We start from the raw sequence: 16,644 nt of genomic DNA, 5'->3' as shown, positions 1-16,644 counted from the left end.
CCGCGTGCGACCGTGCTCACCCGCCGGCGCCCGCCACCGCGGCCGCTGCGGCGTCTCCGGCGGCGATCCGACCGCTCTCACGCTCGACCTTGAACGCCTTGCCGTCGAAGTGGACGGTGATTCTTTCGTAGCTCACCGGCCTGCCGAGGGTGTGGCCCTGATGACGGACCTGCAACGAGGGCCCCCCGCCGGCCGGCAGCTGGACCGCGAACAGGCCGGTGATCCCGGCGTCGGCGACATCGCCCGCCAGCGGCGCCGACGGATCGGCGGTGAGCGCGAGACGCACGCCGAGGTCGTCCCACACGAGGAAGGTCCAGCTCGACGCGCCCGCGAACAGCTGCAGGCGTCCGAGCTCGCGGGCCACGCTGGCCTCGGGGATCTTCGCGTCGGGCGCCGCGAGCAGGCGCGCCAGCAGCACCGCCGCGTGCAGACGCGCGAACCGTCGCGGATCGTCCGCCCCCGGGCGCCCCTCGCCGGCCGCCACTTGTCGCAAGAGCCGCAGCGCCTCGTCGACCCGTCCCGCGCCCGCCGCCGCTCGCGCGAGGCGGATCGACGCCGTCGGATCGTCGGGCCGGATCGCCACCAGATCCTCGTACTGCCGGTAGGCCCGCTCGAACCACCCGTGGCGCAGGAAGATGTCGCCGAGCAGCGCGCGGCTCTGCGGGTTGTCGGCGTCGAACTCGACGATCTCCGAGAAGATCCGCTGGGCCTCGTCGACCTGCTCGTGGGCCACGAACACCTCGCCGATCTGCTGCGCCAGCACCGGCGTCATCAGCCCCTGCTCGCGCAGCGACCGGCCGCGGGCCAGCGCCTCCTCGAGCTTGCCCTGCTCGCTCAGCAGCTGGATCAGGCGCCGCTCGCCCTGAGGGTCGCCCGGGCTGCGCTGCAGCGCCGCCTGCACCATCTGCAGCTTGCGCGTCGGCGCGTCGGCCCCGATCACCAGCTGCAGCTGCCGATCGAGGTCGTTCCAGTCGACCCCCACGCCGAACATCGCCCGCTCGACCGCGCCGATCAGCCCCTGATCGACCAGCCGGCGCAACAGCCCGCGCGCCAGGTAGTTGCGCGCGTCGGGCTCGCCGGCGAAGTGCCCGAGCAGCAGGCCGATGTCGGCCTCGGTCGCCGCGCGCTCGTGCAGCAGCTGCAGGAACACCCGCTGATCTTTCCACCCGCCGATCTCGCAGCTCCCCGCCGCCGCCTCGTAGGCGTTGAGCGCCGAGAACATGTCCGATCGGTCAGCCAGCCGCTTCTGCCACAAGATCCGCCGGTGGGCCAGGCTGCGCGCCGCCGCGTCGGAGCACGGCAACTTGAGCCCGCGTGGCACCGGCGAGATCACCGGCTGCGGCGTCTTCGGCGGCGACTTCGTGATCGACGACTTGCGGTCGAGGTCGGGCAGCTCCGCGGGCTTGTCCGCGCTCGCCAGCTCCTTCCTGCCGCCCCCCGCCCGACGCGCCCTTGTTGGCCGCGGCCACGGCGCGGGCGCGGGCGCGGCCGCGAGGTCGTCGTCGGCCCGCAGCTCCTCCATGGGCGCCATCTTCTCGGCCTCGCTCACGGGTTCGGACGGCGCCGCGTTGCCGAGCCCGCCGAGCACCCCGCCCGGGGCCACCGGCGCGGCCGAGGGCGGCGGCGGCGGCTCCGCCTTCGCGACCTGCTGCGCATCGGCGGGCGTGCTCGCCGACACCGGCGGCGGCCCGCTGGCGACCCGCTCCTCGGCTCGCACCGCCGGAGCAGACTCGCTCGCGCTGTTGCAGCCGAACGGCGCCGCCGCGGCGGCCGCGATCATGCCGACCACGGTGCTGCTCTTTGGTTCATGTTCCTTGAGCCATGTCGCGTCGGCGATCAGCTGCAGCCCGCCGAGCTGACGTCGGCGCCGCTGGATGCCCTGCTGGGCGTAGGCCGCCTCGCTGTCGAGCGCGAGGAACGAGGTGAACGGGGTCATGAGCCCGTACTCGAGCCCGAGCGCGAGGATCTTGCCGCGCACCGCCTCGAGCCCGCGGCTGTCGCCGAGCAGGCGCTCGATGTACTCCGCGGCCCACAGCTTGGGCACCATGCGGTCGAGCGAGCCGCCGACATACGCCAGCGGATACTCCTTGGTGAACGCCTCGCCGCCGAGCCGGCCGGAGATCGTGACCTTGTCGGGCAGGTCGTGGTGCGTGCGCGCCAGCAGCAGCAGCTCTTGCCCGCGCGACAGCTTGCCGCCGGCGCTGATGAACACGTCGTCGAGGCCCTCGCCGAGGCCGAGCTCGAGGTCGGTGATCGTCGGGGTCTTGAGCGCGCCCGACAGCTCGAGCGCGCGCACCACCGCCTGCTCGGGGCCCTCGACGCGCAACGCCTCGCCGCCGCCGACGCGGGCCAGGCGACCGAGCATCGCCGCGTCGATCTCCGAGCCGACGCCCACCGTGTAGAGCCGCGCGCGCGAGCCCGTCATCGACCGCCGCAGCCGCTCCGCCAGCGCCTCGCCGCTGCGCTCGCCCGACGTTGCCAGGCCGTCGCCGACGTACACCACCGCCGGTTGCTCGAGCCCGTGCACGCGGGCCAGCGCCTGCTCGAAGATCGCCCCGAGGTCGGTCGCGCCGCCGGCCGCGTGGGCCGCCACCCGCTCGAGCGCCGCGCTGATGGCCTCCGGCGTCGCCTCGGCCAGGCCCTCCTCCGGGTACAGCACCTTCGCCGCCACGTCGGCGCTCATCACCGCGAACTTGTCGCCGGCCGACAGGCTGCGCAGCAGCGCCTCGGCGACCGCGAGCTTGGTCTGCTGCTCCGACGGATCGCCGGCCGCCGAGGTGTCGACCACCACCACCACGTCGCCGCGCGGCGCCGGCAGCTTGGCCATGTCGAGGTCGGGCGCGAAGCGGACCATCACGTAGCTGGCCTGGTCGCCGCCGGCGCTGAAACGATTGGCGCGCAGCGGCACCCGCGTGCGGTCGGCTTTTCGCGTCAGCTCGAGCTCGAAGTCGGCGCGCGGTGTGTAACCCGAGCGGCGCATCGTCACCTGCCGGCCGTCGGTCGACACCCGCGCCTCGCCGAGCGTCGCCAGGTCGTAGTCCTGCTCGAGCCCGCGGCGCAGCTGCACCTCGAGCGAGAACTCCTCGATGCTGGCGGCCTCGCGCCCGCGCGGGGCCGCCAGCGGGTAGCTGTAGCGGCGCTTGCCCTCGCTCTCGGTCATGAGCTGCTGGTAGCGCAGCACCACCCGCCGCTCGCCCGCCGGCGGCACCGGGTAGATGCGCGCCCGCACCGTGCGCGCGTCGATCCACTCGAGCAGCGCCGGATCGTTGTCGCGCCGCACCGCCGCCTCGTAGGTCGCCGCCGCCTGCTTGCGCTCGACGATCTCGCCCTCGACCAGCTGCCCGTTCGTCTCGAGCGCGAAGCTGACCAAAGAGCATCTTCGGGGACCGTGAACCAGTACCAGCCCTCGACCGCCGTGCCCGACGGGTTGAAGAACCGCTGATCGACCAGGGTCTCGGCGATCTCGTCCTCGAGCGCCACCCGCACCGTCTGGCGCTGGATCGACAGCGGCAGCGCCGGCGTCCCCGGCGGCGCCGCGCGATCGACCGCGTAAAGCGCCCCCGAGCCCGCGCCCGCGCGCAGGCCTCCGCCCGCGCGATCGCCCATGCCGCCGGTCCAGTCGTCCCAGAACGCCACCGGCTCGACCGTCGGCGCCCCGCCCTTCACCGTCGCCCGCTCGCCGGCCTCGACCTCCGCGCGACCGCCCGCCGCGCTGACGATCGCCAGCCCCTCGGCGACGTAGACCTGCGCCTCACCTGACTCGAAGGACAGGCTCGCGCCGCCCGCCGACAGCGACACCTCGGCGTCGCCGACGGTGTGGACCACCGCCTTCTGGCCCTCCTCGAGCGGCGGCGCCTCGACCCAGATCTGGCCGGCCTGCAGGGCCACGCCGCCGGCGATCTTCACCTTCGTGCCGTCGCGCAGGAACACCCGCGAGCCGTCGCTCAGGCGGACCAGCGCGCGCACCTGGCCCTGTGGACAGCTCCGCCGTCTCCGGCAGCGGCGTGCGCGACAGCAGGCGCTCGCTGCCCGACACGGTGGTCAGCAGCACCTCGCCCGCGGCCAGCTCGAGGTTGGCGCCGAGCCGCTCCGACTGCACCGGCGGCGGCTTCTTCCACGGCTTGACGATCGCCAGCGCGGTCGCCGAGCCGACCGCGAGCAGGAGCACACCGAGACCCAGCCAGCGCTTGTTGCGAGAGGACGCCATGACGGCTGAGCAGGATGGCACAGCGCCGACGAGCCCGTCGACGGCGGCCTCGCTGGCGAACAACGTTCACCCGGCGTCGATTTTCGCGCCTCGCGGCCTCGATTATCGCGCGTCGCGGCGGCTCTGCTCGATCACGCTGCGCAGCTTCGACACCACCAGGTCGAGCGCGACGCGGTTGTCGCCGCCCTCGGGGATGATGAGGTCCGCGCGGCGCTTCGACGGCTCGACGAATTGCAGGTGCATCGGTCGCACGTGGCGGTAGTACTGCTCGCGCACGGCCTCGAAGGTGCGCCCGCGCTGCTCGATGTCGCGGCGGATCCGGCGGAAGATGCGGATGTCGGGGTCGGTGTCGACGAACAGCTTGATGTCGAGCTCCGTCCGCAGGCGCTGGTCGACCAGCACCATGATGCCCTCGACGATCACCACCGGCGTCGACTCGACCCACCGCGGCTCGGGCAGCCGGCGGTGCGTCTTGAAGTCGTACGCCGGCACCGCCACGCGACGCCCGGCCTTGAGCGCGACGATGTGCTCGACCAGCAGCTCCGTCTCGAGCGACTCGGGGTGGTCGAAGTTGATGTGACAGCGGTCCTCGTACGAGAGGTCGGCGCGGTCGCGGTAGTAGGCGTCGTGCTCGATGATCGTGACGCCTTCGGGCGGAAGAGAGTCGCCGATCTTGCGCGCCACGGTCGTCTTGCCCGATCCGCTGCCGCCGGCGATCCCGATGATCATCGAGCTCATGCGGCGGAACGTAGCACGCCGCGCGCCTTCGCGCTTTTCGCGCGCACGCCGACGCGCGTGCGGGACCGCCGTGAGCTAGCCTCGCGCCGTCAAGACGCCGGCCATCGTCCTCGCCGCCGCAGATCGGCCACCCGCGCCCGCGGGGCCGCGTCCTCTCGCGGTCACGACGCACTTGCACGTGCTCGTGATCACCGCCTCGCCGTCCGCCCCAGCCGGCCTCGACCGCGCCGCGCAGCGACGCAGGCGTCGAGATCCCGGCGCGGCCATCGCCACGAACACGTGGACGGACACCTGTTCTCTCGAGCCCTTCACGCCAGGTCCGACCGGGCGCGCTCGACTGCCGCCCGTCCGTCGCGCCGCGATACTCCTGTCCGTGAGGACATGCCCCCACGGACATGTCCATCACGCCTAACTGCCGCGGCGCAGCCCGTACTTCTCCATCCGGTACGACAGCACGTGCCGGGGCACCCGCAGGTACGCGGCGGCCTGGGTGATGTTGCCGCGCTTCAGCGCCAGCACGCGCTCGATCACCCGCTTCTCGAGATCGACCAGCGACAGCCCGTCCTCCGGCAGCGCCGGCAGCCACTCGTCGCCGCCGGCCGCCACGGCCGGCGCGGCGGCCGTGCGCGGCGGCAGGTCCTCCACCTGCAGCACCTCGCCCGAGCACAGGATCACCGCCCGCTCGCACGCGTTCTCGAGCTCGCGCACGTTCCCGGGCCATGTCCGCGAGGACATGTCCGAGCACATCCTCCGGGATCTCGACGTCGCGCCCGCCGGCGCAGCGGGCCACGAAGTGGCGCACCAGCTGCGGGATGTCCTCCACGCGCTCGCGCAGCGGCGGCAGCTCGATCTCCACCACCCGCAGGCGGTACAGCAGGTCCCCGCGCAGGTCGCCCGGGTCGCGGTTGGTCGCCGCGATCACGCGCACGTCGACCGGCACCGGCACGTCGCTGCCGACGACGTCGACCACCCGCTCCTGCAGCACGCGCAGCAGCTTGGCCTGCAGCGGCGCCGGCAGCTCGGCCACCTCGTCGAGGAACAGCGTGCCGCCGTCGGCCTGGCGGAACCGGCCCGGGCGGTCGCGCACGGCCCCGCTGAAGGCCCCGCGCACGTGGCCGAACAGCTCCGACTCGAGCAGCTCGGCCGGGATCGCCGCGCAGTTGACCGCCACGAACGGCCCCGCGTGCCGCGGGCTGCGGGCGTGGATCCGGCGAGCGATGAGCTCCTTGCCGGTCCCGCTCTCGCCGGTCACGAGCACCGGCGCGGCGGCCCGGGCCACCCGATCGGCGAGGTCGAGCGCGCGCGCCATCGCCGGCGAGTGACCGACGATCGGCCGCTCCACCCCCGCGACCTGGCGCTGCAGCCGGAGCAGCTCGGCCCGCATGCGCCCGCGCTCGAGCGCCTTGGCCACCGTGAGCAGCAGGTGCTCGCGATGAAACGGCTTGCCGATGAAGTCGAACGCGCCCGCCTTCATCGCCGCGACCGCGAGATCGACGTCGCCGTAGGCCGTGATCACCAGCACCGGCGTCTCGGGCGAGCGCGCGGATCTCCCGCAACACCTCGAGCCCGCCGACGTTCGGCATCTTGACGTCGGTGATGACCACCGCGTGCCGCTCGGGGTCGAACCGCCGCAGCCCCTCGGCCCCGTCGCGCGCCCCGTCGACCGCATAGCCGGCCTTGCGCAGGTTGAACAGCCCGAGCTCGCGGCCCGAGTCGTCGTCCTCGATGAAGAGCAGCGCCTCTCCCGACATGTCGCCCGCAGCCTAGCCGACCGCGTGCGCGCTCGCCTGTCGTCGCGGGACCGCTCACGCGTGCGACCGCCCGCGCGCTCGCCCGCTCGCTCACCCGTGCGGCCTCCTGCGCTCGCTCCCGCGGACAGGCGCGACGCGTCCCGCCACGGGGGTCGAGCTCAAGCTTGCAGGATCTCCGGCGCCCGCGCCGATGGCGGTTTAGCCAGGCCCTCTCCCTCCCCAGCGCACGAGGGACCGGCCCTCGGCAGCGCCTCGCGCCAGATCGCGGCTCGATGGCCGCCACCGGCGGCGAGCGCGGGACGAAGCTCCGTCCGCTCGCCGCCGGACGCGCCGGATATTGACTTCCCCGCCCGGCCCGGGGACACCGAGGAGGCGTGAGCCCGCCGTCCACCTCTCGCGCCCCCGAGTCGCCCCCGCCGGCGCGCGACCGATCGGACATGCCCGATCGGTCCGGCGCTTCAGGACATGTCCTCGGCGACATTCCCGAAGAGCCATCCATGCTCTCACCGCGCGCCTTCGTGCGCGTGTGGCTGCCGATCGCCGCGTTCACCGCCCTGCACTACGGCACCGGCATGGAGCACGACTGGGCCCACGACGTGCTGCGGCGCATGTATTACCTGCCGATCGTGCTGGCCGCCTTCGACCACGGCCTGCGCGGCGGCTTGCTCGCGGCCGCCGTCTCCTCGCTGGTCTATTTGCCGCACGCCTTCTCGCTGTCCCCGGGGCACCACCACGATCCCGGAGGCGGCCTCGACAAGGCGCTCGAGGTGCTGCTCTACAACCTCGTCGGCGCGACCGCGGGCCTGTTGGCCGACCGCGAGCGCAGCCGTCGGCGTGAGCTCCAGCGGGCCCTCGCCGATCAGCAGCGGCTCACCCGCGAGCTCGTGCGCGCGGGTCGCCTCTCGGCCCTCGGCGAGGTCGTCGCCGGCCTCGCCCACGAGATCAAGAACCCGCTGCACGCCCTCGCCGGCACCGCCGAGGTCGTCGGTCCGCTCATCCCGCCCGACGCCGAGGAGCGGCGCATGTGGGACATCCACGTCGCCGAGCTCGGCCGTCTGTCGCGCCTCGCCGAGCGCTACCTGTCGTTCGCCCGCCCGAGCCCGAGCGAGCTCGTCGCCCTCGATCTGCGCCGCGTCGCCGAGCAGGTCGCCGAGCTGTGCGTCGCCGAGGCTCGGGGCAAGCGCGTCGAGGTCGAGCTCGACCTGCCCGACGCGCCCGTCGACATCCGCGGCGACCGCGACCAGCTGGCCAGCCTCGGCCTCCACGTCGCGGTCAACGCCCTGCGCGCGATCGCCTCGACGGGACGCCCCGGGCGGCTGCGGATCGCCGCGCGCGTCGACGGCGATCACGCGCTCCTCGTCCTCGACAACGACGGCCCGCCGCTGACCGAGAGCGAGCGCAAGCAGCTGTTCACGCCCTTTTACAGCGGCGACGCCCAGGGCACCGGCCTCGGCCTGGCGATCGCCGCCCGCGTCGCCGACCAGCACGGCGGCAGCATCGACGCCGACAACGCCGGCCTGGGCGTCCGCTTCAGCCTACGCCTGCCGCGGATCACCGCCTGAGCGCCGCGCTCTCGTCCAGCGACGACACCGGGCGCGTCAGACATGTCCTCTGCGACATGCCCTCGCGAACATGGCGCCCGGGACATGCCGCGGATCACCGCCTGCGCGCCGCGCCCTCGTCCAGCGACGACACCGGGCGCGTCAGGCATGTCCTCTGCGACATGCCCTCGCGAACATGGCGCCCGGGACATGCCCCGAGCGCCATGCTCCGGCGCGCCTCGACTACATCTTCTTGACGTAGGCGGCGACCGCGTCGATCTCTTCCTTCGACAGCTTCTCCTTGAACGGCTTCATCTTGGTGCCGTCGACGCCGTCGGCGATCGCCTTGACCACCGCGGCCTTGCTGTGCTTGCCCTGCCAGTCCTTCGCGGACATGTCCGGGATGTTGTTCTTCTTCTGCGCCTCGGCGCCCTTGCCGTCGATCGCGTGGCAGACCTTGCACTTGGCGTCGTAGATCGACTTCGCGTCGATCTTCGCCGAGGTGTCCTCCGCCTTCTTCGGCTCGGTCTTCTTCGGCTCGGTCTTCTTCGCGTCGGTCGCGGGCGCCTTCGCGTCGCCCTCGGGGGCCTTCGCCTCGCCCTCCGGCGCCTTCGCGTCGCCCGCGGGCGGGTGCCCTCGGCCGCCTTCGCGTCCTCGGCCGCCTTCGCGTCCGCCGCCGCCTTCGCGTCCTCGGCCGCCTTCGCGTCCGCCGCCGCCTTCGCGTCCGCTGCCGCCTTCGCGTCCGCTGCCGCCTTCGCGTCGTCGGCCTTGGCCTCGACCTTCTTCTCCTCGACCTTCTTCTCCTCGGCCTTCTGGCCGCTGTCGCAGGCGACCAGCGCCACCGCGGCGCACAGTCCGACGTTGCGGGTGATTCTCAGGACGGTCTTCAGGGTCATGTTCGCACTCCTTGTCGGCCCGCGGAGCTTGTCGCGGAGGGGGCCAGGGCCGCGAATCGTACCGAAGCGTCGCCAACGCGACAAGTTGCCGCCCGAGCGCGCCAGCGCGCGAGCGAGGCTCTCTGCATCGCCCCGCGCGTCGCTGCCCCTGCGTCGACAGCGACGCGAAGGCTTCCGCAGCGCAGCCCGACGCGCGCGCCCCTGCCCGCGAGCCTCGCTCGCCATGTCACCGCGCTGTGACGAGCGCGCGCCGCAAGCAGCGTCGCGTCCTCGCTACCACTCGCTCCGCCCCGCTCACCGCCGCGGCGGCCCCGAACAACGGCGAAGGCCGCCGCGAGCGAGCTCGGGGCGGCCTTCTCTTCCACGCCGACCGAGGGTCGGCGCGCCACGATCACTGCACGAGGATCGTGAACTCGATGCGGCGGTTCTTGGCGCGACCGGCCGCGGTCTTGTTGGTGTCGACCGGCTCGTCCATACCCGCGCCGCGCGACTCGATGCGGGCGTTGTCGATGCCGTGCTCGACCAGGTACTCCTTGACGGCCGCGGCGCGCTTGCCCGAGAGCGTCTTGTTGTACTCGGGCGAGCCGGTGCTGTCGGTGTGACCCGAGATCTCGATGCGGATCGACGGGAACTCCTTGAGCACCGCGACCGCGCGGTCGAGGACCGGCCGCGACTTCGGCTTGATGGTCGCCTTGTCGAGGTCGAAGTAGATGCCCTTGATCGTGCCGGTGAACTTGGCGAGGGCCGTCGGGATCTCGTCGGGGCAGCCGTCCTCGTCCTGGTAGCCGTTGCGGGTCTCCGGCTGCGTCGGGCACTTGTCGTCGGGGTCGAGGATGCCGTCGCCGTCGGTGTCCGGGATCGGGCAGCCATCCGGCTCGACGCCCGGATCGTCGGGGCACTTGTCGACGATGTCGAGGAAGCCGTCGCCGTCGCGGTCCTTGAGCGGGCAGCCGTCGGGCGCGACGCCGGGGACATCCGGGCACGCGTCCTGGCTGTCCATGAAGCCGTCGCCGTCGCGGTCGCGCTCGGGACAGCCGTCGGGGGCGATGCCCGGCTCGAACGGACAGGAGTCGGCGTTGTCGAGGAAGCCGTCGCCGTCGCTGTCCTTCTCGGCCGCCGGCGCCTTCTTCTTGCGGTTCAGCGTCAGCGACAGGCCGAGCAGCACCTCGGGATAGATGACCGCGCCGTTGTCGACGCGGAGGCGGGCCGCGACGACGTTGCGGACGTCGAGGCGCAGCATCGCGTAATGCGAGATGTAGTACTTCACGCCGCCGCCGTAGTGCGTCGACTCGTCGATGTCGTTGCCGAGCGCGCCGGTCGTCCCGATCGCGCCGCCGCCGACGAGGACGAACGGAGTGATGCGCCAGAACGGGATCTGGCCGATCACGTGCGCGCGGAAGTTGAAGAGGATCGCCCGCGTGTCCGGCGAGTCGGTGTTGGTGATGTGAGTCGGCATGACGCCGCCCTCGATCTCACCGCCGAGGAAGCTGAGCGGGTAGTACGCGAAGCGGGCCCCGATCTCGGGCGCCACCTTGCGGTACGGCTTCCAGAACTCCTCGCCGCCCGACTGCAGCGACTGCAGCTGGCGGACCGGGTCGAACAACTCGTGCGCCGAGCCGCCCGGCATGAAGATGCCGCCGAAGATGCCCAGCTCGAACATGTTGCGCTCGGGCCGACAGCGTCTGATCCACTTGACGCTGGTGTCGTTCTGACACTTGTCGCCCGACTTCTTCGCCTTCTTCCCGCTCGCCCCGCCGCTCGCCTTGGCATCGGTCTTCACGCCCGACGTGTCGGCCGAGATCGAAGCACCCGCCGAGGGCCCTTCGGGCGTCGGCGCCGGGGTCGCCGCGGGCTCGGCTGCGGGTGCCGCGGCGTCGCCGGCCGGCTGAGCCGCGAGCGCGGGCGTCGCTACGAGCCCAGCGACCAGGGCAGCTCCGAGTCGGATTGAAAAGCGATTCATCTGTCGTCTCTCCTCGAGGGAAACCGGAACACGCCGCGCGACCCGGGCGCGTGCTCGGAGTGGGGGACCGCAAGGCGGTGGGTCGAGTGCTGTGCGTCGAGTCGGCCACGCGATGGGGAACTGGGGGTCGGGCAACTCACCACGAGGGCTTCGCCCTCGGCTCTGCCGTTTATGGCACACCGGGGCCCCGGCTGGGAACCCACCCTGCGGGCGTTGCAACACCCAACAGGGCCGTCCGGTTGTCGCACACAATCGAGGAACACGCGAAAAGGCGGTGAAATCCTGGGCATCGCGACCCCGTTCGGGACAGGTCTGCACGCCACCTGCCAGTAGCGTTCTGGGGGCTCCGGGACCCTGGTAGACGCGGTTCCTCCGCGGTTTGCACCGTCGCGGAGCGGCGGACCGGACGGAGACCTGCGGGGACAATCCCCGACCTGAAACTACCAACCGCGATCCGCGCCAGACCTTTCGGACAGCTCAGGAAAGCCGCCGCGAAGATCGCCCGAGAACCAGCGCTAAAACCCACGGACGGAAGCCGTAATTAGCCCGGCCAGCCCGCGGGACAGCGGAGCCCGCGACTGTCCAACCGATGGGCCATGTCCCGAAGGCCATGACCTCAAGTGCTCGCAACTCTTGCGAGCGAGCGTGAGCATGTCGCCCGCAAGGACGAGCGGCATGGCAAGCCAACGAAATCCCGCGACTCCTCTCGTCGTCCACGAACACCGCGTCACCCTGCAGAAGGCCATCGACAGCATCGTCCAGCGCTTCGGCAAGGGCGCCATCATGGCTCTGGGCGGCGACCCCGGCGATCGTCAGTCCTTCGAGGTCGTGTCGACCGGCTCCCTCAACCTCGATCGCGCCCTGGGCATCGGCGGCCTGCCGCGCGGGCGCATCGTCGAGATCTACGGCCCCGAGTCGTCGGGCAAGACGACCCTCATGCTGCACGCGATCGCCGAGGCCCAGCGGCAGAAGCTCGCCTGCGCCTTCATCGACGCCGAGCACGCGCTCGACGTCAAGTACGCCCAGCGCCTCGGCGTGCGCCTGGAGGACCTGCTCATCTCGCAGCCCGACTGCGGCGAGCAGGCGCTCGACATCGTCGACACCCTCGCGCGCACCGGCGGCATGGGCCTCATCGTCATCGACTCCGTCGCCGCCCTCATCCCGCGGGCCGAGCTCGAGGGCGACATGGGCGACCAGCACCTCGGCCTGCAGGCCCGCCTCATGAGCCAGGCGATGCGGAAGATCGCGGGCATCGCCTTCACCACCAACACCCTCGTCGTCTTCATCAACCAGCTGCGCCACAAGATCGGCGTCACCTTCGGCTCACCGGAGACGACCACCGGCGGCAACGCCCTCAAGTACTTCGCCAGCGTCCGCCTCGACATCCGCCGGATCGCCACGGTGCGCGACGGCGAGGACGCGGTCGCCAACCGCTGCCGCGTCAAGGTGGTCAAGAACAAGTGCGCGCCGCCGTTCACCGAGGCGCAGTTCGAGATCGCGTTCGGCACCGGCATCGACCGCGACGCCGAGATCCTCGACTGGGCCCTCACCCGCAACATCGTCACCAAGGCGGGCAGTTGGTTCTCGCTCGGCGACATCCGGGTCGGCCAGGGCCGCGCGGCCGCGCTCGAGTGGTTGCGCAACCATCCCACCGAGCGCGACGCCCTGCTGGCCCGCGCCATGACCGACCTCGCCGTGCCCACCTCCGGCGAGCCGGCCGAGGAGGAGGAAGCCCGCGCGGCCTGAACGCGGCGAACTCCTCGCGCCCAGCTCGAGCCTCGCCGCATCCTCGCGGCACCTCGCGCGTCCTCACGGCCCCTCGTGGCCCCCTCGCGGCCTCCTCACGGCGGCCGTGCGGCATCCGTGCGGGACCCGTGCGGCACCCGAGCGGCGCCCGTGGGCACCCGAGCGGCGCCCGTACAGCGCCCGTGCGGCACCGAGCGGTGCCCGTGCGGGGCCCGTGCGGCGCCCGTGTGGCACCGAGCGGCGCCCGTGCCTCGCTACGACCTCGCCGGCGAGCACGGCCCCTCGGTCGTAGGCGCTCCTCATCAAAACAAGAGCGGGCGGAAGCATCGCCTCCGCCCGCTCACCCTCGCGGCTGCTCATTCACGCCACCTGCAGCTCGCGCTCGAGCAAGAACTTCCACAGCGGCTTGTTGCTCTTGCGCGCGTTGCACGGCCGGCAGCACGGCACCAGGTTGTCCGGCTCGTTGCTCCCGCCGCGCGAGCGCGGGATCACGTGGTCCCGCGTCACGTTGCGCCGGGTCAACCGCGCGTTGCAGTACGCGCAGAAGATCAGCACGTTCCACTCGTAGAAGCGGAACTCTCGCGTGAAGCACGGGTCGAGCCGGCCTCGAATCACGTCGGCGACGGACGCCTTGACGAACTTGCTCATGTCCCGGAACCGGCCCAGACGCCCGTCACCCTTGCGCAGCGCCCTCCGACGGAGGTGCCGCGCCAGGTAGAAATCGGGGCCCCGCTCCGGGCGGGTACACAAGGTGTCGTAGTGGTTCTTGATCAGCGACTGCATGGCTCTCCTCCCCCTCTCACCGCTCGGCTTTCATCGCCGTGGATCTCAATCGACGTAGATGAGCGTGCTCCACGTCGGCACGGCCACCACCTCGCTCGCGCGGAACTCGACCCTCGCCTCGACCTCCATGTCCTCGCCCGTGAGACGGACGCGGTCACCCGCGCGGATGCACAGCTCGCCGAGCCGGTGCTCGGTCAAGGGGATCCGGATGCAATGATCCAGAGTCCGGTCGTTCAAGTTGGCCTCGATCGTTCGCATACTCACCTCCTCAGTGGACAAGGCGGGGTTCGAACCCGCGACCTCCGCGCTGCCAGCGCGGCGCTCTCCCGGCTGAGCTACAAGCCCGGAACAAAAACACGATGTCTCGATGGAGAAGGTCGGACTCGAACCGACGACCTCCTGCTTGCGAAGCAGGCGCTCTCCCGACTGAGCTACGACCCCATTGTCCGATGCGTCACCGCACCGCCACGCACCCGCGCCGGCGAACGACCGTCGCCCACCGACGATCCGTCGATTCGCAGCGGCCGATCATTCTCCCGATCGCATTGCCAACATGCCCGAACGGACATGTCGCTGCATTCGCCGCGTCACCCGCAATCGGGCGACCCGTCGAACGCTGCGAACATCCCTACCGGGAAGTCGGAGCGCGGTCGGACACGCCGACCGATGCCTCAGGCTCGGGCTCAGGCTCGGGCTCAGGCTCGGGCTCGGGCTCGGGCTCAGGCTCGGGCTCGGAGCCGGACGCGCAGCGGCGGTGCTTCAGGCCAGATACGCGAGGAAGCGCTGGAAACCGCGTCCATGCCATCCCGCGCGACCGGCCTGCCGATCGGCTGCAAGACCCGCCGAGAGCTCCACCGCCGGGATCATCGGTTCGGCTGTGGGATTCTGGGGGATCGTGCAGGGAAGGATGTCGTGGACGGAACGCATGGCGCCTACCTCATGAATGCCCGCAACACTACCAGTCACGCGACGGCCCTGTCAAGCACAGTGCATGAGAATCGCGACTCATCGCAATCATCACAGCTCCGAGTCGGCCCTCGCCGACCGGCCGGCTCAATCACCGCACTTCGGCGCGCGCCCTCGCGCCCGGCCTACCGCGGGCGCCGGTCGCCCCATGACCGCCGTTCCGAATCGAACACCGTCTCGCTCGCCTCCGGGTCGGGGCGTACGAGGAGCGCCGTCACGGGACGGCGATCGGCGAGCCGGCCCCGGACCGGCCGCGCTCCCACAGGCCACGCCAGCCGCCGAGGCAAGGGGCGCATGACTGAAGCTCGACCTCGCGCGGCTCCATCCAGGACGGCGAAAGGTCCGCACGCTCAACCGTCGCACGCGTCCAGCATGTCTTTTACGCCATGTCCTTGGGGACACATACTGCATCGCCGCGGCCCCGAGGTATCGCATCCGTCCACGGGCGCAGCGCACGAAGCCACGAACGCCGAAGGTCGAGGCGCAACATGCGTCTCGACCTCGGCGAATCCGGCCGTCACCCGGCCGGAGCTCACGACCTCAGTACCGTGCCGGCGGGTCGCTGGCCGGGAACGACTCGTCGGACTCGAAGTCGACGCGGTCCTGGAACGACGCGCGGCGCTCCTCGTCGACCCGCTGGCGCGACTGCGCGAGCGCGGGCTCCGGGGACTTCCACTCGCCCGTCCCCTCGCCGACATCGGCCTGCTCGCTCGCGCGATCGCTGCGCCACTCGAGGATCTGCTTCAGTCGCGCGAGGTCGCGGCCCAGCGCCCGCTGGGGGTCACGACCGATGAAGCGCGCGACCCACGCCCCGAGCTCGCCGGCCACCGGCTCCTGATACAGGCGCACCCACACCTCGGTGCCGCCCGACGACGTCGCTCGGAACTCGACGCAGCCCTCGCAGGGCCGTGCGGCGCCTTCACGCGAGCGCCACGCGATCCGCTGACGCTCGATGTCTTGCGTCACCTCGACCTCGACCTCGACGGGTCGCCCGAACGGCCCCTCGGCCAACCAGCTCCAGCCGCCGCGGTCGAGCCGCGACACGCGGTTCACGTCGGCCATGAATGGGGCAGGTTCTGGAAACGGCGCCAGAACGAATACACCTCGCCGGCGGGCCGATCGATCGTCACCGCGGACTCGGCCACCACGGCGCGCCCGGGATCGACGCCGGGATACGGCGCGCCGCGGCGCTCGGTGTCGATCTGCATCGCCCGGTAGAACACGCTCTGACCGGTCACGCCGCGGCGCATCAAGGAGCCTCCGGCCAGCGCGACGACCAGCGAAAGCGGCCATCGGCGCGCCCGCACCAGCCCCCACGCGACCATCCAGGCCCCTGCCAGCAGCGAGGCAGCGCGCTCGCGCTGCCCGACATTTTGCGCGCAGACCGTATCTGCGCCTCGCACGCATGAGCTCGAATTCTCCATCGCGGGCCTCCGCGGAGTACATGGACGCCATCGCCCGGTCGCGCCAGCGACCGCGGCGTTTTCCTCGTCCGGCCGCGCCGCCACGGTCGAGCTCGCCGGAAGGACCCATGAAGCTCTGCGGCATCCTTCTGCGCCCCCGACGTGAGCTCGCCGCGAGTCGCCGCGCCCACCGCACCCGGCGGCCTCGCCGGCTGTCTGTTCGGTCAGGTCGCGCCGGCCCTCGCCCCCCGACGAGCTCGCGCCCATCGTGCGGGCCGAGGTTCGTCCTGCTCGACCTCATGCACGATCAGCTCAGCGAGCGCGGCGCTCGATTCATCTGTCTTTCAAGACATGTCCCATCGACAAGCTCGATGCCCGTCCTCGGCGCCTCGAGCGACCGAGGAAACAACTTCGCAGATCTCCGAGCACCGCCTCCTCTATTCCGGGCAACGTCTCAGCGTCGCCTGCGCGACGCAACGCCCGTCCGCATCGGCGCTGGAGCGAACGCTCCGCCGGGCCCTCGTCGAAGCCCCGACGCCGGCCCGCGCCCGGCGGACGAGAGTCCGCCAGGCCTCGCGCGAGGCAAAACATTCGCGCCACGCGACCACGCGAGCCACCGCGATCGCGGGCGCGCCAGGCCCCTCCCGCGTACA

General features: G+C 71.9%; 12 protein-coding genes, 2 tRNA genes and 1 pseudogene. 2 read left to right on the top strand and 13 right to left on the bottom strand.

The window, feature by feature from the left end:
• Nucleotides 1-16: 16 nt before the first annotated feature.
• From OV079_RS04295 to OV079_RS57235, 4 genes and pseudogenes are all read right to left on the bottom strand, one after another.
• Complete coding sequence (locus OV079_RS04295; protein ID WP_267766402.1) at nt 17-3,370, bottom strand: tetratricopeptide repeat protein; 3,354 nt, start codon at nt 3,368-3,370, stop codon at nt 17-19.
• A 939-nt stretch (nt 3,371-4,309) separates the two neighbouring features.
• A complete protein-coding gene (gene udk / locus OV079_RS04290) occupies nt 4,310-4,945 on the bottom strand; it encodes a uridine kinase (RefSeq protein ID WP_267766401.1) in 636 nt (211 codons plus the stop codon).
• Between the two features lie 408 nt (nt 4,946-5,353).
• Complete coding sequence (locus OV079_RS04285; RefSeq protein WP_267766400.1) at nt 5,354-5,680, bottom strand: AAA-type ATPase lid domain-containing protein; 327 nt, start codon at nt 5,678-5,680, stop codon at nt 5,354-5,356.
• 169 nt (nt 5,681-5,849) lie between these two features.
• A pseudogene (locus OV079_RS57235) lies at nt 5,850-6,696 on the bottom strand (sigma-54-dependent transcriptional regulator); the annotation flags it as partial.
• A 497-nt stretch (nt 6,697-7,193) separates the two neighbouring features.
• Here OV079_RS57235 and OV079_RS04275 point away from each other — a divergent pair.
• Nucleotides 7,194-8,258, top strand: a complete 1,065-nt coding sequence (locus OV079_RS04275) for a sensor histidine kinase (protein ID WP_267766398.1) — start codon at nt 7,194-7,196, stop codon at nt 8,256-8,258.
• 222 nt (nt 8,259-8,480) lie between these two features.
• Here the strand turns inward: OV079_RS04275 and OV079_RS04270 are convergent, their stop codons facing one another.
• Together OV079_RS04270 and OV079_RS55555 are read right to left on the bottom strand one after the other, a co-directional pair.
• Nucleotides 8,481-9,089: a c-type cytochrome gene (locus tag OV079_RS04270; protein ID WP_267766397.1), complete on the bottom strand. Its 609-nt coding sequence runs from the start codon at nt 9,087-9,089 to the stop codon at nt 8,481-8,483.
• A 435-nt stretch (nt 9,090-9,524) separates the two neighbouring features.
• Nucleotides 9,525-10,913 carry an OmpA family protein gene (locus OV079_RS55555; protein ID WP_267702332.1) on the bottom strand — a complete coding sequence of 463 codons (1,389 nt, stop codon included), beginning with the start codon at nt 10,911-10,913 and terminating at the stop codon, nt 9,525-9,527.
• Between the two features lie 855 nt (nt 10,914-11,768).
• Between OV079_RS55555 and recA the strand changes: the two genes are divergently transcribed.
• Complete coding sequence (gene recA, locus OV079_RS04260) at nt 11,769-12,839, top strand: recombinase RecA (RefSeq protein WP_267766396.1); 1,071 nt, start codon at nt 11,769-11,771, stop codon at nt 12,837-12,839.
• Nucleotides 12,840-13,199: 360 nt separating this feature from the next.
• On the opposite strand, the gene OV079_RS04255 is transcribed toward recA, so the two are convergent.
• From OV079_RS04255 to OV079_RS04225, 7 genes are all read right to left on the bottom strand, one after another.
• On the bottom strand, nt 13,200-13,622 hold the full coding sequence (locus OV079_RS04255) for an HNH endonuclease (protein ID WP_267766395.1): 423 nt from the start codon (nt 13,620-13,622) through the stop codon (nt 13,200-13,202).
• A gap of 45 nt (nt 13,623-13,667) precedes the next feature.
• A complete protein-coding gene (locus OV079_RS04250; RefSeq protein WP_267766394.1) occupies nt 13,668-13,880 on the bottom strand; it encodes a hypothetical protein in 213 nt (70 codons plus the stop codon).
• A gap of 14 nt (nt 13,881-13,894) precedes the next feature.
• A tRNA-Ala gene (locus OV079_RS04245) sits at nt 13,895-13,967 on the bottom strand.
• A 23-nt stretch (nt 13,968-13,990) separates the two neighbouring features.
• Nucleotides 13,991-14,063 (bottom strand) — tRNA-Ala (locus OV079_RS04240).
• 318 nt (nt 14,064-14,381) lie between these two features.
• Nucleotides 14,382-14,549, bottom strand: a complete 168-nt coding sequence (locus OV079_RS04235; RefSeq protein ID WP_267766393.1) for a hypothetical protein — start codon at nt 14,547-14,549, stop codon at nt 14,382-14,384.
• Nucleotides 14,550-15,128: 579 nt separating this feature from the next.
• Nucleotides 15,129-15,650: an SRPBCC family protein gene (locus OV079_RS04230; protein ID WP_267766392.1), complete on the bottom strand. Its 522-nt coding sequence runs from the start codon at nt 15,648-15,650 to the stop codon at nt 15,129-15,131.
• On the bottom strand, nt 15,638-16,012 hold the full coding sequence (locus OV079_RS04225) for a YgaP family membrane protein (protein ID WP_267766390.1): 375 nt from the start codon (nt 16,010-16,012) through the stop codon (nt 15,638-15,640). Before OV079_RS04225 ends, OV079_RS04230 begins: the two co-directional genes overlap by 13 nt.
• Nucleotides 16,013-16,644 lie beyond the last annotated feature (632 nt).

It is taken from the genome of Nannocystis pusilla, assembly GCF_026626665.1.
Taxonomy (GTDB): domain Bacteria; phylum Myxococcota_A; class Polyangia; order Nannocystales; family Nannocystaceae; genus Nannocystis; species Nannocystis pusilla.
Note: the sequence above shows the minus strand (reverse complement) of the source record. Positions and strands in the feature narration are given on the sequence as shown.